This window comes from Shewanella amazonensis SB2B, assembly GCF_000015245.1.
Taxonomy (GTDB): domain Bacteria; phylum Pseudomonadota; class Gammaproteobacteria; order Enterobacterales; family Shewanellaceae; genus Shewanella; species Shewanella amazonensis.
Genome location: NC_008700.1, coordinates 201,933 through 222,500, shown reverse-complemented (window position 1 = coordinate 222,500; position 20,568 = coordinate 201,933). Strand labels below are relative to the sequence as shown.

Below are 20,568 nucleotides of genomic sequence, written 5' to 3'. Positions count from 1 at the left end.
AGCCTAAAATAAAGGGCAAAGCCAGAAAGCTGGACATACGGTTTCGCTGGGGTAAAATTTGCGGCCATTTTTTAAGCCGGACGAGATTGCAAATGAACGCACAAGCCATGGACCCTCAACAGTACGAGCAGCAGCTTGAGCAAAAGTGCCAGGCACTGACTGAGGCATTTGCCCACTATAATCCACCGGCTCTGGAAGTATTCCCATCTGCCCCAGCCCATTATCGGATGCGCTGTGAATTCCGGGTGTGGCACGATGGCGACGACCTCTACTACTGTATGTTCGACAACGTGGCAAAAGAAAAGGTACGTACCGATCAGTTTTTGCCAGCCAGCGAACTCATCAACCGCATGATGCCTGCCCTGCTGGACGAACTTCGCCCCAATCGCGCCCTGCGCCACAAGCTGTTCCAGGTAGACTTCTTGTCTACCCTGAGTGGCGAGATTCTGGTCAGTCTCTTGTATCACCGCCAGTTGGACGATCAATGGCTCACTGAAGCCCGTGCGCTCAAGGCGCGTCTGGGCGAGCACTTTAAAGTCGACATTATTGGCCGTGCCCGCAAACAAAAATTTGTGCTCGACCGCGACTTTGTAGTTGAGTCACTCGATGTGGATGGTAAGACCCTGCACTATAAGCAGGTAGAGAACAGCTTTACTCAGCCCAATGCAGGTGTGGCGGTTAAGATGTTGGAATGGGCGCTGGATGCCACCAAACAAAGTAGTGGTGACTTGCTGGAGCTTTACTGTGGTAACGGCAACTTTTCCATCGCTTTGGCACCAAACTTTGGCAAGGTACTGGCGACTGAACTGGCCAAACCCTCTGTAGAAGCGGCTCAGTACAATATTCAAGTCAATAAGGTAAGTAATCTCGATATCGTCCGTATGTCAGCGGAAGAATTCACCGAAGCCATGAAAGGTGAAAAGCGTTTCAACCGTCTTGGCGACATTGATTTACAAAGCTACCAGTGCAACACCATCTTTGTGGATCCACCCAGAGCGGGCCTGGATGATGAGACCGTTAAGCTGGTTCAGGGTTACGAGAACATTCTCTATATCTCCTGCAATCCCGATACTCTGAATGATAACCTCAAGGTACTTAGCGAAACTCACGAAGTAGTGCGCTTTGCGCTGTTCGATCAGTTCCCTTATACCCATCACACAGAAGCCGGCGTGATGCTTAAACGCCGCTGATACTGGCAATCATTACATAAAAAACGGAGCCTTAGGCTCCGTTTTTTATTTTGCATCGACCTTTTGCTGCAAAAACTCAGCCCCTTTGGCCACCATACGCAGCTGTAATACCAGCTGGTCAGCCAGGATCTTGCGCTCAGACTTTTTCATATCCAGCGCCGCAGCACCTGCGTTAAACACCAGAGTAACCATGGATTCGGCCTGGGCTCTGGCCAGTTCCGGGCTGCGTTTGGCCTTTTCCTCGGTGTAATGGGCAAGCTCAGAAATAAAGTGTTCAATCTCTCTGGCCACAGCGGCACGGAACGGCGCAGAAGTACCGGAACGCTCGTGCAGCAGGATACGGAATACGTTGGGATTGGAGTCGAGAACTTCCATAAAGGTATCGACGGAAATGCGAATTACACTGCCACCCGCTTCGGCACGCTGACGCCCTTTACGCATCATCTGCCGCAGCGCCAGGCCGCCTTCATCCACCATGGTAAGCCCCAACTCATTCATATCCTTGAAATGGCGGTAGAAAGAAGTGGGCGCAATGCTGGCCTCCCGGGCAACTTCCCGCAGGCTCAAGCTGGAAAAACTGCGCTCGGCACTGAGCTGATTGAAGGCCGCGTCCACCAAGGCACGACGGGTCTTCTCTTTCTGCTGTGCTCTAACTCCCATGTGATATTCCGTTCATCTTACTGATTCACGGGATAATAACCCTTTTGCCCCTAAAACACAGCCCCGCCTTCCTTGACCTTGGTCATCAGCTCGTCTAAATTAGCTTACAGCTGTACGCTTAAAGCGATATATGGAAACAATAATGAATAAACCCCCCATCATTTGGCTGAACCTCTCTCTGTTCGTTCTAACCCTTGGCGGTGCAATTACCCTGGTTCCGTGGCGAGCTATCACCCATGGCTTTGACGCCGTTGAATGGGTCGCCTTTGTGGTCTTGGTATTTTACAGCGGCCTCTCTATTACTGCGGGCTATCACAGGCTTTGGTCACACAAGGCGTACAAGGCCAATGCCGTGGTACGCTTCTTTTATGCACTCGGTGGTGCACTGGCATTGCAAAACAGCGCCTTGCACTGGTCTTCGGATCACCGGGTGCACCACAAGCATGTCGACAACAACGACAAAGACCCCTATTCAGCGAACATGGGTTTCTGGTATAGCCATATCGGCTGGATGCTGAGGGAGTATCAGGCCCACAGATATCACGACTACAACAACGTACGCGATCTTCAAAACGATACTATCGTCATGTGGCAACACAAACATTATTTGCTATTGACCATTTTGATGAATGTGGGTCTGCCGGCGCTGCTGGGCTGGTTTCATGGTGATGTGCTGTCGATGTTACTGTTGGCAGGTTTGGCGCGTTTGGTGCTGGTTCACCACTGCACTTTCTTTATCAACTCACTGGCGCACATCTGGGGCTCGCAGCCTTATACCGACAAGAACACCGCCCGCGACAATCCGCTGCTGGCGTTTTTAACCTATGGCGAGGGCTACCACAACTTCCACCATATCTTTGAAAACGACTACCGCAATGGTATCCACTGGTGGGACTACGACCCAACCAAGTGGCTTATCAAGGGCTTGTCCTGGTGTGGATTGGCCGGTGACTTACGCAAAGTGCCACAGGAACGTATCGAAAGCGCCAAACTGCAGATGCAGCTCAAGCGCAGCCAACATCGCATTGCCGGCCATAAAGATGCCGAAGAGCTACTGGAATCCCTGCAGCTGGAATACGAGCGTCTGAAGCAACAGCTCCTGGCCTACTACGAAGCTAAAAAAGAACTGCTGGAAGCCCGTCGTGCCGAGCTTTGTGTAAAAGAACTCTCACCCAAGGTAGCGGAGCTGAAGAACCGCCTGCGTCTGGCGCAGCAAAACTGGGCATCAGTGACAGCCGCCTGTCGCTGATCCCGCTATAAGAATCAACACGGCCTCCTTGCATGGAGGCCGTATCTGACTATCATGGTTGCCATTCCTTTCAGGCAGGCAAATCCGTATGTCATCGCAACTTTCACAGCCCATCAAACTGACCGAATACAGCCACGGAGCCGGTTGTGGCTGCAAAATATCGCCCAAGGTACTGGGTACCATCCTTGAATCGCAGCTGCCAAGCTTTGTTGACCCCAATCTATTGGTTGGCAATGCCAGCCGCGATGACGCAGCCGTTTACAAGCTGAATGACACCACCGGCATCATCAGCACCACCGACTTTTTCATGCCCATAGTGGACGACCCCTTCACCTTCGGCCGTATCGCTGCCACCAATGCCATCAGCGATATCTACGCTATGGGCGGCACCCCCATGATGGCGATTGCCATTCTGGGTTGGCCTGTGAACAAGCTGCCCGCCGAAGTGGCTCAACAGGTGGTGGATGGTGGCCGTCAGGCCTGTATGGATGCCGGAATCATGCTCGCCGGTGGCCACAGCATTGATGCGCCCGAGCCTATTTTCGGTCTGGCCGTGACTGGTCAGCTACCGCTGGAGCGCCTGAAACAAAACAATACTGCCAAGGCGGGTGACAAGCTGTACCTCACCAAGCCCATCGGCATTGGTATTCTCACGACGGCCCAAAAGCAGAAAAAGCTTGAAGACGCCGATGCCCACATAGCCCCCGAAGCTATGTGCACGCTCAATAAAATTGGCGCCGATATAGCAACTCTGCCCGGCGTCAGTGCCATGACAGATGTAACGGGTTTTGGATTGGCGGGGCACCTGCTGGAAATGTGTCAGGGCGCCACTGTGGATGCCGAACTGAACCTTGAGGCAGTTCCACTGCTGGAGCGCGCCGAGCATTATCTTGACCTTGGCTGTATACCCGGCGGCACCCACAGAAACTTTGACAGCTACGGCGAGCATCTGCCAAACGTCAGCGAGCGCGAAAAGGCGCTGCTTTGTGACCCACAAACCAGCGGCGGCCTTCTGGTGGCAGTCTGCGATGAGGCCGAAGCGGCCTTATGCGAGCTCCTCAGCAGCCACGGTATAACGCCTGTATGCATTGGCGAGCTGAAGGCGGGCCCGGGTAGACTGCTTCTCAAATCCGGTGGTTTGGCATGAGTACCAATACCGTCCCCGCCAAGCAATATCGGGAGATCTTCTTAAAAGGTCATCCCATTATGGATGTGCGCGCCCCCATCGAGTTCAGCAAGGGCGCTTTTCCCAATGCGGTGAATCTGCCTCTGATGACCGACAGCGAACGGCAAAAGGTGGGAACCTGCTACAAAGAGCATGGCCAGGAAGCAGCTATAGAGCTTGGCCACCAGCTGGTTGCCGGTAAGGTCAAAGCGAACCGAGTCGATGCCTGGAAAGCCTTTTTCAGCGAGCATCCAGATGGTTTTCTGTATTGCTTTCGTGGCGGGTTGAGATCGCGCATCACTCAAAGTTGGCTCAAAGAGGTCGGACTCGATATTCCCTTTATCGAAGGCGGCTACAAAGCAATGCGCCAATTCTTGATTGACGAGATTGACACTGCGCCAGGCAAAAGCGAAATGCTTATCCTCAGCGGCATTACCGGCAGCGGTAAAACTGACTTTGTACGCCTTCGCAGTGAGTCGGTCGATCTGGAAGGCATCGCCAACCATCGGGGCTCCAGCTTTGGTCGCCAGCACGAGGGGCAACCCAGTCAGATTGATTTTGAGAATCGGCTCGCCATCGAACTGCTGCGTCATCAGGAGCGCGAACAAGCCAAACTGCTACTGGAAGATGAAAGCTTCCTCATTGGCCGCAATGCCATCCCCAAGACCTTTTTCGAAAAGATGCAGCAGGCGCCGGTATTGGTGCTGACTTCTACGCTCGAAGAACGTCTGCCTCGCCTGTTGGACGATTACGTCCACAAGATGCACGCGGGTTATGTGGAACGTCTGGGTGAAGAGCAGGGCTTTATCGCTTATCGTGACTATCTGCTCGGCAGCCTCAAGGGCATCTACAAACGCCTTGGCGGTAAGCTGCATGCTGAAATGACAGAGCTGATGAACAAAGCACTGGCCACGGAGCAAAGCCGCAGGGATACCAGTGCCCACCTGGACTGGATATCACTGCTGCTGGAAAGTTATTACGACCCCATGTACCACTATCAACTGGGCAAAAAAGCCGCCCGGGTGCGCTTTACCGGAACTCACGCTGAAATGCACGAGTATCTGAGTAGTCTCGGCAAATAGCAAAAAGCCCTCGAAAGAGGGCTTTCATCTAAATGATGCCAAGTGGGCTCAGTTCAACCAGACCGTAATATCTTCATAGTCGTAGTTATCAAAAAACGCGGGACGCAACTTCGTACCACTGCGGCTTTCAGTCGCCAGTTGTTCACGCAGTGCGTTTATACCACCAGCCTGACGGTATCCAGAGCTCTGAAATGATATTTGCTGTATATCAGCGGTTTCCAGTTGAGCTTCTATTTCCGCTGGCAACTGCAAATCCGGGAAAGTACCTTTCAGAGGTCCGTTTATACTCCAGTACATCCCATTACCGTTCACAAATACCATCAACCCGGCACGGTTGGTACCTATGTTGCCAAGATCGTAGTTAACCGCTGAGCCACTTGCGATCCCCTGTAATAAGGCGTTGACCGAAGCCAGCATGGCCTGTTCATTGTCGGCAATATCGACAGTTTGAACTTGGGTCGGCTCTGTCACTTTAATCCTGCGTCCGGCGTGGTAACTGAGCGAGCCTTCTGCTGTCGAACCCAAATCCCTGCTGTGAAAAAGCTGAAGGTAGTTGTTGCTGTATATGCCCGGGAATACCGAAAGAATGTCCGGTGAACGCATGAAGTGACGACGGCCATCCTTATTTAAGCCATAAGTGTAAGCGCGGGAGATGCCATCATAGTTATCGTAAAAGGACACATCGACACCTTCATTGGCAGCATCTGACACCAAATCGGCTGTTAACACTAAGCTAGCATTATTCTGATTCACATCCAGCAGCGCGCCGTAGGACTTATCATTTGCAATAGTTGGTGTCAGCCATAAATCCACGCTGGCATACTCACTTCCAGGCACTTTGCAAAATTCAGTGGAATTCACAGAATCCAGGCGGGCTCCACGCAGCAGAATCTTATGGTCGGGGTATGCGGCCGCAAGCTCAGCGCCATTAACATCGAGGGTCTTACACTCGCATTGCAAGTTCAAACTGTCATCATAAGCCGCATTAATGCCCAAATCGCCACTACTACGCACAAGTTGAGTGTCCAAACGCAACTCACCGTTTGAAGTGGTGACCAAGGTGATATGAGCAGCATCTGCAGGCCAATCAATATCCAATCTACCAGAAGCATTTGGCTGGTGTGTCGACATAACAGAGCCATCTTTTCTATGCAGTATGACCTTGGCTGAGGTATTTGCAGCACGGGCATCACACTTGGTTGCCTGGCGCACAAAGTCGCCAACCAAGTGGGCATTATTGCCGTTCGAGCCCTGATCGCCCCCTGCATCACCCGAACCGCCGCAGGCAACAAGCAACAGCGAGCAGGTACTGAGCAGTAACTTCCCTTTCATTTGTAAATCTCCAGTAGCACCTATGTTAACGTCGCCGCCATTTAATCAGCAGAAAGTCTCAGAGACAATACACAGCATAAAATATTGCCAAATAACAGAATTACATACCAATTAATTCAGAAACAGTAGCCTGCAACGAGTGTCTGTCGCAGCTAGCCCCATCCACTGCCGGTGCTATTTCAATCTCAACCTTTGACCAGAAACGCTTGGGGCGTGTCGTCAATGCATGACCATCTTTATGGCTGAAGAAAGAGCCCCATAAGCCTTTGAGCGCCATGGGAACGACCGGCACGGGCCGCCGGGAGAGAATCTTCTCTACCCCGGGTCTGAACTCACCCAATACACCATCTGGCGACAGTCTGCCTTCGGGAAAGATACACACTAACTCTCCATCCATCAGCGCCTCGTCGATACGCTCAAAGGCAGCGTTATAGGTAGCCTCACATTGTTTGGGCGAGCAGATTGGAATGACCCCGGCATGACGGAACAGGTACTTTAGCAGCGGCATTTCGCTGATGCTCTTGTCCATCACAAAACGGACCGGCCGGGTTGAAGCCCCCAGCAGCAATAAGGCATCGACATAACTGACATGGTTGCACACCATCAGCGCCGCGCCTTCTTTGGGAATATGTTGCCTGCCGCTGATGGATACCCGATACATCAGGTGACTGAGCAAATACGAGATAAAACGCTGTGCAAATTCCGGCACCTGGCGATAAACATAGAAGGCCACCACGGCATTCATCAGTGCCAGCAGTAAAAAGAGTTCGAGTATGCCAAGGCCAACCGGGCCAAGCAGCAACATAGACAACAGTGCCGATACCACCATAAAGAAGGCATTGACAATGTTGTTTGCCGCAATGGCGCGGGCACATTCACCACTGGCGGCACGGGTTTGGATAAAGGCATACAGGGGAACGATAAAGAGACCACCACTGATACCCACCATAAAGAGGTCAAACATCAGTCGCCAGTGGGCACTCAGCTGCACAAACTCGACCGCACCATAAAGTGACTGAGGTGCAGCAAATCCCGGCAGAGCAAATAACATATCCACCCCAAACAGGGTTAAACCGGCCACACCAAAGGGCAAAACGCCGAGCTCCACCCGGCCAAAGGAAATGCGCTCACACAAAAACGAGCCCACGGCAATGCCGATGGAAAAGAGTGCCAGCAGCACAGAAACGACTGTGGCATCGCCATGCAGATGTTCACGGGCGAAGTTGGGGAACTGGGTGAGATAAGTGGCCCCCAAAAACCAAAACCAACTGATGGCCAGAATCGCCATCCATATGGTGGGAGTACGCCTTACCCGCTGTACACTGCGCCAGGTACCTGACAGGGGCGCAAACTTTACTTTGTGCACCTTATTCTGGGGAGGCAAAGCCGGAATGGCGCGGCTGCTGAGATAGCCCGCCAGCGACAGGGTTGCCACTGTGATGGCTGCAAGCCAGGTTGCCCCCTCGTTGGCAACCAGCAAGCCAGCGCTCAGGGTACCCACCAAAATGGATAAAAAGGTGCCCATTTCGACCCAGGCATTGCCGCTCACCAACTCTTCTTCTTTCAATGCCTGTGGCAACAGGGAGTATTTAACCGGGCCAAAATAGGCCGATTGACTGCCGGTCATAAACAGCAGCAGGAGCATCGCAAGATAGTGCTCGGTAACCAGGGCGACCGCGGCACAGGACATAATGCCCAGCTCCAGCAGTTTGAGCCGACGGATCAGCTTCGCCTTATCCATGTTATCGGCGATGCCGCCGGCATGGGCTGAAAACAGGAAAAACGGCAGGATAAACACGCCCGCCGCAAGATTTACAAACAAGTTGGGATCCATGGGCAACTTGTCGACCTGACTGTAAGCCACCAGCAGCAAGAGGACATTCTTGTATATATTGTCGTTGAGTGCACCCAGGCACTGGGTCAAAAAATAGGGCAAAAAGCGGCGACTGAATATCATGGCCTCACCTCCGTGTGCTGTGCATCCAGCACAGAAATCGCATGCAATTGGCTTCCAAGCTGAACCGTCAGGAGTTCAGCAAGAGAGTGTTCAAGTAAAAAAAGCTTATCCTGCAACGACAGCGCCACCAGACCATGAAGTGCCGCCCACAGGAGACGGGTTTGATATTTGAGCTGGGCAGCTCCCAGTGATGGAAACATGGCGCTTAGACAAGCTTCAGGTCGTTGCAGCAGGGATTCTATCAGGGCGCTGTGATCCGACGGCAGTGTTGCTTCTGCGGGCAGCTTAAGCTCGAAGACCAATGAAAAACGGCCCGGCGAACTGAGCGCAAATTGTCCATAGCTCTGCGCCATGGCATTAAGCGCCGTTTTTGCCTTGAGCGCATCCAGAGGAAGATTATTGAATGAGGAATTGTCTCGGGCGGCGCCCAAATGTCCTGCAAAAGTGGTGTCCAGGGCTTCGAGCGCACGTCTGGCAACGGCGAGCAGCAAATAAGGGTAACTGCCGAATACCTTCACCAGAGTACTGGGGGCATAACCGATGTGTTGAGCCACTTTGCGAAGGCTGAGATCCTGCAGAGGCTCTGTCTCCAACCAGCGCTCTACCTCACTGATGGCCATCTCACGGATTTGCTCATGGCTGTGTTCCTTGCGCCTTGCCATCCTTCACCCTGTTTGCCGTCTTGATTGTTAGTGACAAACTAACAGTAGAACGAATTAAAAACAATGTTCACAATAATAAAAAACACTGTTTATTAAGCAAGGGTTCCGTGAGCATCAATTACCGAACGAGCAGTAATCTATCCTCACCGGGGCCAAAATAGTCCCGCTCCAAAGCCTGTTGCTGAAATCCGAGTTTAAGGTAGAGGTACTTGGCTGGATTATCCGGTGCAACCGTGAGCTTGAGACTGGTAAAACCCAAGGACAAGCAGTGGTTCATCAGCGCCTTACCCACACCGCATCCCCGATGGGAATTGAGCACGGCAACAGACAGGATCCAACCAACATTGGTATCCTTACCCGGTACGCATAAGGCGTAACCCACCAGTTCTTTCTCAATAAATGCACCAATCAAGCCATCGGGCCAGGCATCCACGGCCTGACGAAAGAAAAAGTCGGGGTAGGCATGAGAACCAAAGCAGGTACGCTCGACATGATAGGCATCCTGCCAGTCGGAAGCAGAGAGAGATTGAATTTGCAAAGTATTATTCACCAACAAGAATTTTATCCCAATCGAGATTAGGCGAACCTACCACCACAAAATTGGGATTTTCAAAGGTGTCACGTTCGTTATAACTGAGGGGTTGCAGTTCTATGTCCATCAATTGGCCTCCGGCCTCTTCGATGATGATCTGCGCAGCCCCTGTGTCCCACTCTCCCGTGGGACCTACCCGAACATAACAATCGGCACGGCCTTCGGCCACCAAACAGCTTTTCAGCGCAGCGCCCCCCATCACCACCAACTCACAATGGCGGGGCTGATGAAATAGCTTCAATACAGATTGGGGGTCCTGACGGCGGCTCACGGCCAGTCTCAGCGAGGGTTCAACACCGGAGGGCAGCTGGCGACTGGTGATCCTGACCTCCATACCACCACTGCGTTTGTATGCACCGAGGCCCGCCACGGCGTAATAACACACTCCGGTCATGGGCACGTACACCACCCCCATAACGGGGCGGTTATGCTCAACCAGCGCGATAATGACTGAAAAATCACCACTGCCTGCAATAAATTCGCCTGTACCATCGAGGGGATCCACAAGCCAATAACAAGGCCAGTCGACGCGCTCACACAGGGGAATATCGGCGGCTTCTTCCGATAAAATGGGGATATGGGGCGTCAGTTGCCTCAGCCCATCCATAATGATTTGATTCGCGGCAAGATCGGCAGAAGTGACAGGGGTATTATCGGATTTCACGATCCGTTCGAAATCACCGGCCAGATAAATTTCCCGGATCTTGTTTCCTGCCTGGGTCGCAATGGCAATTGCCTCGTCGACCAATTGTTCTGGCTTCATAACCACTCCAGAAGGGGGCACTGCCTCACGGGGCCCGGAACTATCTATTTAAGGTGTAGATGCTTTTGCGCCAAAAACAAAGCACTGACGCTGCGGGATTCTGAAAAATCATCAAGTTCAAGAAGCTGTTGCCAATCAACCAAGGGCCATGGCACCACTTCTATAGGTTCAGGCTCATCGCCTTCGAGGCGACTCTCGTAGAGATCTTCCGCCAGAAAAATCTGCATCTTGCTGGAAAAATACCCCGGCGCCAGGCTCAGCTCCTTCAGCAGAGTGAGTTTATGGGCCCCAAAGCCAATTTCTTCCTGCAACTCACGATTGGCGGCCTCTGCGGGTAATTCACCGGGATCCACCAATCCTTTGGGAAAGCCCAGCTCATAGTTGTCGGTACCAGCGGCATATTCCCGAGCCAGCAGGAGCTGCTCTCCCAGCACGGGCACAACCATCACAGCGCCACGATTTGAGCCCTTCATGCGCTCATAGTAGCGTTCAACCTGATTGGCAAAGCGCAGATGTACCTGCTCTATCTGAAATAAACGGCTCTTCGCCACCACCTCAGTGTGCAGTATTTCCGGCTTTTGGCGCCGCTCTCCCATGCTCGCCCCTGACTCTTGAGTTTCATAAATCATGATGGGGTACAATCTTACTACCCCATTTTTAATCTACCAATGGAATTTTCCAATGTTTCCCTGGGACCAAATTGACACAGTACTGCTCGACATGGATGGCACCCTGCTGGACCTGCACTTTGATAACCACTTTTGGTTGTCACTGGTTCCCGGCACGCTGAGCCGAATGCATGGCATCAGCGCCGAGGCCGCCACCTCCCATGTCAGAGCGGCATACGACAAGGTGGCGGGCACACTGGAATGGTACTGCCTCGATTATTGGGAACGGGAACTCGGTTTGGATATCATGGCGCTGCACCGAACCCTGGTTGACAGAATACAGCTCAGGCAGGACAGCATGCCCTTTTTGACGGCTCTCGCCGATGCCGGAAAACGCCGCATCTTGCTCACCAATGCCCACCCGAACAGCCTCGCTCTGAAGCTCGAACATACCGAACTGGCTTCAGGTTTGGATGAGATGCTCTCGAGCCATCAGACCGGTCATCCTAAAGAGTCACCGTTATTCTGGCAGGCGGTATTTGCCCGCTTCGAACTCAACCCCAGGCGCTGTCTCTTTATCGACGACAGTGAGGCGATTCTGCTGGCAGCAAAGCATGCCGGTGTCGGGTTTCAGCTTGGGATCAGCAATCCCGACAGCCAACAACCCAACAAAGTGTTCCATGACTTCCCAGCCATCCATGATTACCGGCTTCTGCTCAACGAGTAACCCAACCTCCCGGTTTGTGAAAAACAAGAGTTTGCTGTAACTTCGGGGTTTCATAAAAAACGATAAGGACATCGAATGAAAACCCTGATTGCAAGCCTTGCAGCACTGGCAATCGGCTTGGTAGCCGGAGCCATCCTGTTCCCCCAAGATTCAACATCAGAGCCCCCACTGCCTTTACCCACCGGGTCAGCCCAAGTAATTACGGCGACAACTGAGGCGTCGGCACACCCTGCACCAACGCCAGATGCCAGCTTAGATTCAACCTCGTTAAACCCCAAAGCCGCAGAAGCCGATGTTGATCCCACCTCCGAGATTGCAGGAGTGCAACAAGGCGAGCCAGCCTCGTCAGTCCAGGGTTATACGCAGTCCATGGATTTACGCGAACAGCTGTGTGAAATACAGGTAACCGAGGATTACTGCGAACTCAGTACGGCAACCGACTTTGGGGCACTGTTGCTCAATAAGAATGACAGCGTCAATGTTGATGCAGTCAGCATCTTGCTGGATGCCGACAACTTTGAGGTGTTCAGTGAATGGCTTGGATATGCGAATCGTGGTGAGCAGGCTTCGCAATTTGAAGAAGCCCTCAACAATAACCTGGCCGAGATGACTGAAATACTGCCAAGTCTTAATGTGGATAAGCCGATCTGCTCCGACAGCATCTGTACCCTCACGGTCCGCTACTCGTCTGACTCTGAGTGGGACAAAGCGAAAGACCTGCTCTTTCGCAAATCAGGCCTGAAAAACATCTTCGTCTCGGCAACGGTAGATGGGCAGCGCAGATACATCGCCTTCAAAACCAACAGAGGCATAGTGGTCAAATCAAATCATGTAAGTTCAAGTGACTGATAAAAAAGACTCTAGCCAAGACGAGACACCCTATATGACGCAATGAATAGATGAAGTGAATATGAGAAAAGCCCTTCCACTACTTCTCGTCTTGATTGCAGGCATCGCAATCGGTCTTCTGCTGAACGACCAAGACCAGTCGGCTAACGACCTTGTATCGCCCGTGCCTGCATCTGCTGCCGCAACGGCCCCCCTACATTCAGTAAGCGGGCAAACGGACACAGTTGCAGCAGCAATCAAAGCACCCCACGACTTCTCACACTCAACGGAAACTAACGAGGCAGGGACGACAACCGCGACAGTCGATCATCAGCAGCAACTTGCCGCCAAGGCTCGAGTATGTGAAGCCGCGTATTCTGAAAGCCACTGTGAACTCAGTGGGGTGACAGACTTCGGTCCGCTCCTGCTGAATCACAACGGCCATGTGTATATTGACGAGGTCAGCGCCCTGCTCAGTGCCAATAATTTTGACGTGTTCGTTACGTGGTTGGGTAAAGGCGATAAAAACGAGCGATCCATGAGCGTGCAACACCAACTCGAACGCAATCAGGACACTGTCTATCAGCAGTTCCCTGATATCAATGTCGAGCCCATCGTCTGCGATTCGAGGCTATGCGCAGTCACAATCGCCTACAACAACGTTGAGAGCCTGCGCCAAGCCAGGACCCAGTTACTCAGGAACGTGGATTTCAACGCCATGATGGAAAGCGAAAAAGAGCCAGGCAAGGCCAAGTACATAGTGTTTATCCATGCTGGCACTTTTGTCTCCGACAGAGATAGTTCTGATTAATAAAAAAGGCGCCACAAGCGCCTTTTTTATTGCTGACTCAATCAGAGCCCGGGCACCTTGCCCTGCCAAACCAGCGGGTAGTAACCCTCGGCATCTTTGCGGCCAAGGAACGCCAGTGCCTTTTTCATATCTTCTGTCTGAAAATCGGTTTCACGGATTTTAGCCTTCACCACCAGCTTACCCGCGTCAGCCAGCAGCACAGTCCCCGTCAGACCCAGCTGGTTTTTATCTTCCATGGCGAGCAGCTGCACCTGTCCGGCATCGCAGGCGAGATTCAACTCAACGCTGCCCAGGGGATACTCACCAAATTGGTTGGTAAGATTGGCGTTTTGAATAAATACCTTGCCAGCAAGGCTGTCGCATAAAGGCTGCCCCTGACGATATTCGGTTAACATCAGGCTGACATCGCCCTGCACCTTCGCGCCAAACGGCAGCCTGGTGTTAGCCAGTAAAAAACCGTGCCCTGTGTCTAGCTTAAGATTGGCAACATGAACGCCAGAGAATGACCAGCCAAGCTCGCCTTTCATCTGCAGCGCCGAAGTCCTGCCACCGATCTGCACATCCGCTGCCAAGGCACCTGTGAGCAACTTAAGGGCATGTATATCCCATTTAACCTGCTCAAGTTGCCTGTCTTTAATTTGAACGGTGGCCGCTTCACCCTGCCACAAGGTACCTGTTACACCGCCAATGCTGATGCCCTGCGGCAGAGGTGCAAGCGCCACCACCAGAGAGGCCGGCAGCAGCACAATCAGAAATACCACATACAGGAGTATGCCAATGACAATCTTTTTAAACACTCGCTAAACCCTTTTGCCCTTATTGGGCCAATTGAATACGACGAACTTTCACCATTCCGGGGGTATCGGTTTCACCCACATCCAGCAACTCCAGCGACAGACCTTTTTGCTGCACCAGATCGCCCAGATAACCGAGCAAGGCATCGAAGGGAACATCATCCATCCATAGCTGGATTTTATTTCCCTGAGGTTGCATGCGGGTTATGGTCAGCCCATAACGGCTGGCGGTTTGGTTCACCACGTTGGTCATGCTGCCGGTCAGTGACGGACGACTGCCACTTTGGCGTAAACCGGCAAGGCGGTTGGCAGTGTCTTTTACATAGCTCAGGGTTTGCTGCTGCGCTTTGAGCCGCCCCAGCGCCGCCTCTTCAGCATTCGAGATCGGGCTCCAGATGCCGAAATAAAACACGGCGATAACGAGCATAAATCCACCGGCTCCAACCAGTTGCTGCTCCCGGGTTGCCAAGCCATCCCACCAGGCTTTCAGCTTATCCATCTTAGCGACTCCTCAAGGTCAGGGTGCTGGTGACTGCCTCGTCACTGCTGTTCATGGCACCGGCTTCCAGCTCAAAATCTTTGCCCACCAGTTCTTTGAATTTTTCTATTTGGGCATAGTCCTTTGCGGTCACCTGCATGCGAATTTCACTGCGGGCACTGTCAAAACGCAGGCTGTTGGGTTTCAATTCAGGCACGGCCGCAAAAGACGTTTTCAAACGTTGCAGCATGCTGAAAAATTCAGCACCGCTGCCGCTACCGGATAACTTGCGTACTTCATTGTCCAACTGAGAACGCAGGTTAACGATACGACTCGAACCGGGCACAACCTGACGGTAGATTGCCTCACTCTCGGCCTTGAGCACCTCCGCCTGAGTGCCAACCTGGTAGATGGTCAGTCCCTTGTTCACCAGCGACAACAAGAGCGCTACCGCCACGACGATGAGGGCACTCTTCCACTGCAACAGATGTTTGCTGAGCTCACGCTTTGGTTTATAGCTGCCGGTCAGCAGATTCATCGGCGCCTGCAATACGCCACGGGCCAGCACCAGCATGGGCAGGTCCAGGGTTTGCGGTTTGACATCGGCGCCGGGGATATTCATGTCGTTGTAAGTGGCCACTGAAGGCGCCGTATCTTTATCGGCAAGCATCATGGGCAAGGCCACCGGCAACCAGTCCTGTGGCAGATTAAGGCCCGAGCCTTTACCGGTACGCACCAGGAGCTCCTGCCCCATCAACATGGCCGCCCATTCACAGCTTTCCAGTGGCAGAGCCAGACAGTCAGGTACCAGCCTGCGCGCCTTCAGACCAGCGTCGGCCAGCCAGCCAAGCCAGGTTTGCATCTGCTCGTGGGCAACAGCGGCCACGGACAGGCGCTCACCATCGCGGCTCCCCACCACAAAATGCATATCATCCACGTCCTGGGCGATGTTTTCTTCCAGCATGAATGGCAAAGCCTTGAGCGCCTGACGCTGGCCTTTTTCAGGCAAATGTATTTCTGTCAGGGTCATGCTGGACGCAGGCACCAGAATGTCTACCGGACGGTTGCCCGCCCTTTCCGTCAGGCTGGCGAGAGACTCGGCGCCCGGTAATTCTCCCGAGGCGATAATCTCCTGCTCCTGCTCAGACCAAATCAGCCAGGAACAGCTGTCCTGAGCCTTGGTGCCCAGGCGGATAAATAGCCTTTCACTCACTGTCATTCTCCGGCCCCCGCTTTGGGGAGGCTGTATTGTTATTCTGTATCACCATGCGCTATTGCTGGCCGCCGTATTGGCGTGTCAGGGTGTCCATATGGTTACCACTCGTTCGGGCCAGCACGCTGTCGAGCCTGAAAATCCGGTCATCCAATTTCGAGCCCGCCTCCAGCAGAAAGAACTTGCTGTCGAGCACTATGCTGGACTTGAGCTTATCGTCCGGTTTTACGCTGGTCAGTTGCCAAAACTCATCCAGATTGTCGAACCCTTCCGATGGCCGCTGATTGATAATGCTTTCGGCCTCACCCACACTGAGCTGCCCGTCCAGCATACCCACCAGAAGTGCAGCCTGCTCTACCTTGAGGGTGTTGATGTTCAGCAACTGTCTGTCATTGCCCGGTATGGCACACACATAAGGTGACAGATTGCGGTACACCTCTTCGGTAAATCCAATCACGGCCCTGAGTTCACTCTTGTGATTCATCAGAGTATTGGCCGCGCGGTAAGGCGCAGGCCTGGACTCGTACTCCGCATCCTCTGCACCAAAGGGGCTGGTGACAGTGTCTTCATCCAAATAATCTTTCAGGGTATGGGTCAGGCGCTCGGCGCCAAAATCATCCACACCCAAAGCCACCAGCAAGGCTTTGAACTGCTTGGCCGCCAGCGGCAACTGGGGTTGCCCGTTTTCGACCTCTTTTGATTCCACTGACAGGGCGTTGAGATTAAAACAGGCCCGCATATCAGAAATCTTGCCGGCGATTTCCCCGCCCTGTACCGGAAACACCACGTTGGCGAGTGCCCAGTACTGCTGCAGATGCACCTTGCCTTCGCTGTCATCCAAGTCCTGTTTAAGCACCTTGCGGGCCAACTCCTCGGCAGAGAGTGCGTACCAGTAACCCTGATCGTACTGGGCCAGATTCATGGTGCGGCGCATACTGATTTGGTTACGTGCCGTCACGTTGGTGGCTATCACAGCCACGATGGCGATAATCAGTAAAACCACGATGAGAGCGACACCACGCTGTTTACGCATCAGATGTCCTCCCTGCCACGGGGACCGTTATCGTCCTCTGACTCATCGGGATTGCCCTTGCCTGCTCCGGAGCCGTTACCCGGGCTGTTGCCACTGCCATTTTCGGTGCCGTCACCTGAACTGTCGTCACCCTTGTCTTTACCCTCGTCATCATCTGACTTGGGCATACTGCCTTTGGGCAGCAAAAACTTACGCTGGATTTTGCCTATGCCCTCAAGTTCGACTTCCATGGCAATGGCCTCCGGCAGGGTGGTCGCCTCGATACGCTTTTCCCACTTATCACCCACAAAGAAGGCGTACTCCACCGACAACACCTTATCAAAGAGCACGGTTTTCAGCGGCTGTGCCCCAAACTCAGGTTCCGGATACGGGTAGTACCAACGCTCCAACTTGCCCGCAATAACCACATACGCCACGGACTGCAAACTGCCTCTGGGCAACTTGCCATCGGGATTGAGCCAACCGATGCGAAAAAAGGACAAGGCCTCACTCTCGCTATCCAGCATATCGCTGCCCGACTGAAGCACTGTTGTGCCACGGCCGCCTTCCAGCAGTCTCGGTGTGCGGGCCACCATTTGCCCCAAATCACGCTCAATGGCACCAAATCCCTGCTGCAGGTAACGCAATCGGTTGCTGAAATCCTGAGTCACTTCATCATTTTTCAGCACAGTCCCCAGCACCGCATTTGCCGCCAGCCCCAACAAGGCAAAGATGGCAATGGCCAGCAGCATCTCAATCAGGGTAAAACCCCGCTGAGGCTTATTCTCTCTTAAAGACATAAGTGCTTATCTCGGCCAGAGTCCGTGAATATCTGTCATCGTCGCTGACCTTAATGCGGATCATGCGAAAATTATCATCTGTGGTCTTTACCACTTCTTTGCGCCAGTACCAGGTACGTCCAGCCAATTCCACTTCGCCGTCTTTTTTACCAATGGAGGGGAAGCCTTTTTCCAGTTTGGCATCCACCATCTGATTGTCAGCGACCCATTGTGCCAGGGTACGCTCTTCGAGAATGGGCAGATTGCCCATCATCTCACTCATACTCTTGGTCAGCGAGATGGCAGCGATGGAAAAGATGACCAGTGCCATCATGACTTCCAGCAGCGTCATCCCCCGCGATTTCATCTTCCCAGTCTGAGGTTGCGAGTTAAGGCGTTTCATCGTCACCCCTCCCCAGCTTGAGTCGACCCAGAGCATCACCGCTTATCAGCACGTCGACTTCCTGGCCCACATCGTCTCTGCCAAGGAAGGTCAATTCAAAGGCGGACATCTCGCCGCTGGGGAATACCAGTATCTGCGGCTCGGGGTTTTTGGCTTTTTGCTCGGCCGTGGGTTCATCGATAAAAGGTTCATCAAACCAGGATTCGTCTTCCTCTTCCTGATCCAGCGGTAAGCCTTCCACCACCAGGCTCATACGAATACCGGGTTCCATGGCTTTGGCAGCCAGTAACCTGTCATTCTCGAGCTTGTGCCACTTGCCTTCGTGATACACCACATACTGGTAGTTATCCTCATCGACAACCACCCCAAGAAACTGGCCGCTGAGCACGGCCTCATCCCGAATCAAATCAGTGGCCACGAGAAATTGACTCGCAGCCTTATCCAGCACAGGTTTTACCCCGGAGCCCGGCAAACTCAGGGTAATCGAAGCCGCGGCGATGCCCATCAGTAGCACCACCAGCAAGACTTCTATCAGGGTAAAACCGCGTTGTCTCACATCACACCCGCATTATTGGTACTTTTGCAGGTTCCAGTTACCGATATCATCCTCGGTTCCTGGCTGCATATCTGGGCCGGCACTGAAGATATCAATTTTGCCGTTTTCACCAGGGCTCAGCAGCATGTAATCACTGCGCCATGGATCCTGAGGCAGACGCTTCACATAGCCACCGTCACGGTAGTTACGCGGCTCAGGGGACATGATTGGCTTTTGTACTAAAGCATCCAGCCCCTGCTCAGTGGTGGGGTAGACGCTGTTATCCAGCTTGTACATGTCCAGAGCATTTTCCAGAGCGACGATATCGGCTACCGCTTTCTTGATGTCGGCAGACTCTTTGTTACCCAACACGTTTGGCAACACCATGGCGGCCAGAAGGCCCAAGATCACGATAACCACCATGATTTCCAGCAGGGTAAAACCTTGTTGCTTGCGCTTTTGCATTGACGCTTTCTCCTTGTAAAAACCGCTGAGGTGGTACTTAGCCACCAATCAAATTGTTCATTTCCAGAATAGGTTGCAGGATGGCGAGTACGATAAAGAGCACCACCGCAGCCATGCTGATCACCAGCGCCGGTTGAAATACCCCCAGCGCCAGATTCACATTGGCCTCAAATTCCCTGTCCTGATTATCCGCAGCACGCTCGAGCATGTTTTCGAGCTGACCGCTCTTTTCGCCCGAGGCAATCATATAGAGCATCATGGGCGGAAACAGCTTGGTGTTGGTCAGGGCCGCCCCCAGGCTGGTCCCCTCGCGCACTCGGGCCGTTGCTTCTTCGACCGCTTCGCGCACCCTTAAGTTCTGCATCACCTCTCCGGCGATACGCATCCCATCCAGCAGCGGCACGGCACTGGCACTGAGAATACTCAGGGTGCGGGCAAAGCGGGCCGTGTTGATGCTGCGACTGACCCGGCCAACCACCGGCAGACGCAGCAGAAACTGATGGTACTTCATCTTGAAGTTGTCGTTGGCGAGCAAACGCTGAAACACCACAAAGGCGACCACGACCAAGACCATAATTAACAAGCCATAGTCCTGCACAAAGGCTGACGATGCCATCAGGGCCTTAGTGGTCGCAGGCAACTCCTGCCCCAGATGTTCAAACTGAGACACCACCTTGGGTACCACGGCCGCAAGCAACACGGCGACCACGCCAATGGCCACCAAGGTCAGCATCACAGGGTAAATCATGGCTTGGGTCAGTTTGGACTTGAGCTGCTGACGCCGCTCGGTGTAATCGGCCAGACGATTGAGCACCACTTCCAGATGACCGGATTTTTCACCCGAGGCCACCATAGAGCGATACAAATCATCAAAAATATGAGGGAATTCGGCCATGGAGTCGGCAAGAGAATAGCCTTCCACCACCCGAGAGCGCACCGCCATCACCATGGAAGCGAGACGGTCTTTTTCACACTGCTGGCCCACTGCCTTGAGGGCTTCTTCCACCGGTAAGCCAGAGGCCACCAGGGTGGCAATCTGACGGGTGATCAATGCCAGCTCGGCCACACTGATCCCCCGCTTGAAGGGGCTGAAGCCAACGGATTTGGCCTTGGTTTCCTTTTCGACAACAGGTTCGATTTCCAGCGGCATCAGACGCATATCGCGCAGCTGACTGCGGGCATGACGGGCACTGTCTGCCTCAATCACCCCTTTTTGCTGTTTGCCCTTGCCATCGAGCGCCTTGTATTCAAAAGCCGGCATGC

Annotated in this window: 23 protein-coding genes; 7 read left to right on the top strand and 16 right to left on the bottom strand. The window is 53.2% G+C overall.

Annotation, left to right across the window (positions count from 1 at the left end; genetic code table 11):
• The first annotated feature begins 92 nt into the window (after positions 1-92).
• The gene (gene trmA / locus SAMA_RS00975) at positions 93-1,190 is read left to right on the top strand and encodes a tRNA (uridine(54)-C5)-methyltransferase TrmA (RefSeq protein WP_011758315.1); all 1,098 of its coding nucleotides are present in this window, start codon (positions 93-95) and stop codon (positions 1,188-1,190) included.
• Positions 1,191-1,235: 45 nt separating this feature from the next.
• Here trmA and fabR read toward each other — a convergent pair whose 3' ends face one another.
• Complete coding sequence (fabR, locus tag SAMA_RS00970) at positions 1,236-1,850, bottom strand: HTH-type transcriptional repressor FabR (protein ID WP_011758314.1); 615 nt, start codon at positions 1,848-1,850, stop codon at positions 1,236-1,238.
• Positions 1,851-1,992: 142 nt separating this feature from the next.
• Here fabR and SAMA_RS00965 point away from each other — a divergent pair, with 142 nt between their 5' ends.
• The 3 genes from SAMA_RS00965 (at position 1,993) to mnmH (ending at position 5,346) form a co-directional block, all read left to right on the top strand.
• Positions 1,993-3,099 carry an acyl-CoA desaturase gene (locus SAMA_RS00965; protein WP_041409606.1) on the top strand — a complete coding sequence of 369 codons (1,107 nt, stop codon included), beginning with the start codon at positions 1,993-1,995 and terminating at the stop codon, positions 3,097-3,099.
• Between the two features lie 88 nt (positions 3,100-3,187).
• Positions 3,188-4,246 (top strand): selenide, water dikinase SelD, encoded by a 1,059-nt coding sequence (gene selD / locus SAMA_RS00960; protein WP_011758312.1) that lies wholly within the window; start codon positions 3,188-3,190, stop codon positions 4,244-4,246.
• Positions 4,243-5,346, top strand: a complete 1,104-nt coding sequence (gene mnmH / locus SAMA_RS00955; RefSeq protein ID WP_011758311.1) for a tRNA 2-selenouridine(34) synthase MnmH — start codon at positions 4,243-4,245, stop codon at positions 5,344-5,346. The genes selD and mnmH overlap by 4 nt, the downstream gene beginning before the upstream one ends.
• A 48-nt stretch (positions 5,347-5,394) precedes the next feature.
• On the opposite strand, the gene SAMA_RS00950 is transcribed toward mnmH, so the two are convergent.
• From SAMA_RS00950 to nudE, 6 genes are all read right to left on the bottom strand, one after another.
• The gene (locus SAMA_RS00950) at positions 5,395-6,678 is read right to left on the bottom strand and encodes a hypothetical protein (protein WP_011758310.1); all 1,284 of its coding nucleotides are present in this window, start codon (positions 6,676-6,678) and stop codon (positions 5,395-5,397) included.
• A 100-nt stretch (positions 6,679-6,778) separates the two neighbouring features.
• Complete coding sequence (locus SAMA_RS00945) at positions 6,779-8,635, bottom strand: MFS transporter (RefSeq protein WP_011758309.1); 1,857 nt, start codon at positions 8,633-8,635, stop codon at positions 6,779-6,781.
• Entirely contained in the window at positions 8,632-9,297 is a 666-nt protein-coding gene (locus SAMA_RS00940; protein WP_011758308.1) for a TetR/AcrR family transcriptional regulator, read from the bottom strand. Before SAMA_RS00940 ends, SAMA_RS00945 begins: the two co-directional genes overlap by 4 nt.
• Positions 9,298-9,415: 118 nt before the next feature.
• A complete protein-coding gene (locus SAMA_RS00935) occupies positions 9,416-9,835 on the bottom strand; it encodes a GNAT family N-acetyltransferase (RefSeq protein ID WP_232280507.1) in 420 nt (139 codons plus the stop codon).
• 4 nt (positions 9,836-9,839) lie between these two features.
• Positions 9,840-10,652: a 3'(2'),5'-bisphosphate nucleotidase CysQ gene (cysQ, locus tag SAMA_RS00930; protein WP_011758306.1), complete on the bottom strand. Its 813-nt coding sequence runs from the start codon at positions 10,650-10,652 to the stop codon at positions 9,840-9,842.
• 44 nt (positions 10,653-10,696) lie between these two features.
• Complete coding sequence (nudE, locus tag SAMA_RS00925; protein ID WP_011758305.1) at positions 10,697-11,248, bottom strand: ADP compounds hydrolase NudE; 552 nt, start codon at positions 11,246-11,248, stop codon at positions 10,697-10,699.
• Between the two features lie 85 nt (positions 11,249-11,333).
• Between nudE and yrfG the strand changes: the two genes are divergently transcribed.
• The 3 genes from yrfG to SAMA_RS00910 all read left to right on the top strand — a co-directional run bounded on the left by yrfG (position 11,334) and on the right by SAMA_RS00910 (position 13,626).
• Positions 11,334-11,987, top strand: a complete 654-nt coding sequence (gene yrfG / locus SAMA_RS00920; protein ID WP_041409601.1) for a GMP/IMP nucleotidase — start codon at positions 11,334-11,336, stop codon at positions 11,985-11,987.
• Between the two features lie 75 nt (positions 11,988-12,062).
• Positions 12,063-12,836, top strand: coding sequence for a hypothetical protein (locus tag SAMA_RS00915; protein WP_011758303.1), 774 nt, complete (start codon positions 12,063-12,065; stop codon positions 12,834-12,836).
• Positions 12,837-12,897: 61 nt separating this feature from the next.
• Entirely contained in the window at positions 12,898-13,626 is a 729-nt protein-coding gene (locus SAMA_RS00910) for a hypothetical protein (RefSeq protein ID WP_011758302.1), read from the top strand.
• Positions 13,627-13,667: 41 nt separating this feature from the next.
• Here the strand turns inward: SAMA_RS00910 and SAMA_RS00905 are convergent, their stop codons facing one another.
• From SAMA_RS00905 to gspF, 9 genes are read right to left on the bottom strand one after another with little or no spacing between them, the layout of a single operon-like run.
• Complete coding sequence (locus SAMA_RS00905) at positions 13,668-14,423, bottom strand: type II secretion system protein N (RefSeq protein WP_011758301.1); 756 nt, start codon at positions 14,421-14,423, stop codon at positions 13,668-13,670.
• Between the two features lie 19 nt (positions 14,424-14,442).
• The gene (locus SAMA_RS00900) at positions 14,443-14,919 is read right to left on the bottom strand and encodes a type II secretion system protein M (RefSeq protein WP_011758300.1); all 477 of its coding nucleotides are present in this window, start codon (positions 14,917-14,919) and stop codon (positions 14,443-14,445) included.
• Between the two features lies 1 nt (position 14,920).
• Positions 14,921-16,111, bottom strand: a complete 1,191-nt coding sequence (gene gspL / locus SAMA_RS00895) for a type II secretion system protein GspL (protein WP_041409597.1) — start codon at positions 16,109-16,111, stop codon at positions 14,921-14,923.
• A 58-nt stretch (positions 16,112-16,169) separates the two neighbouring features.
• The gene (gspK, locus tag SAMA_RS00890; protein ID WP_011758298.1) at positions 16,170-17,144 is read right to left on the bottom strand and encodes a type II secretion system minor pseudopilin GspK; all 975 of its coding nucleotides are present in this window, start codon (positions 17,142-17,144) and stop codon (positions 16,170-16,172) included.
• The gene (gene gspJ / locus SAMA_RS00885) at positions 17,144-17,923 is read right to left on the bottom strand and encodes a type II secretion system minor pseudopilin GspJ (protein ID WP_011758297.1); all 780 of its coding nucleotides are present in this window, start codon (positions 17,921-17,923) and stop codon (positions 17,144-17,146) included. Before gspJ ends, gspK begins: the two co-directional genes overlap by 1 nt.
• Entirely contained in the window at positions 17,904-18,269 is a 366-nt protein-coding gene (gene gspI / locus SAMA_RS00880) for a type II secretion system minor pseudopilin GspI (RefSeq protein WP_011758296.1), read from the bottom strand. The genes gspJ and gspI overlap by 20 nt, the downstream gene beginning before the upstream one ends.
• 22 nt (positions 18,270-18,291) lie before the next feature.
• Positions 18,292-18,861, bottom strand: coding sequence for a type II secretion system minor pseudopilin GspH (gene gspH, locus SAMA_RS00875; protein ID WP_011758295.1), 570 nt, complete (start codon positions 18,859-18,861; stop codon positions 18,292-18,294).
• Between the two features lie 12 nt (positions 18,862-18,873).
• Positions 18,874-19,305 (bottom strand): type II secretion system major pseudopilin GspG, encoded by a 432-nt coding sequence (gene gspG, locus SAMA_RS00870; protein WP_011758294.1) that lies wholly within the window; start codon positions 19,303-19,305, stop codon positions 18,874-18,876.
• 37 nt (positions 19,306-19,342) lie between these two features.
• Positions 19,343-20,566, bottom strand: a complete 1,224-nt coding sequence (gspF, locus tag SAMA_RS00865) for a type II secretion system inner membrane protein GspF (RefSeq protein WP_011758293.1) — start codon at positions 20,564-20,566, stop codon at positions 19,343-19,345.
• Positions 20,567-20,568: the final 2 nt, after the last annotated feature.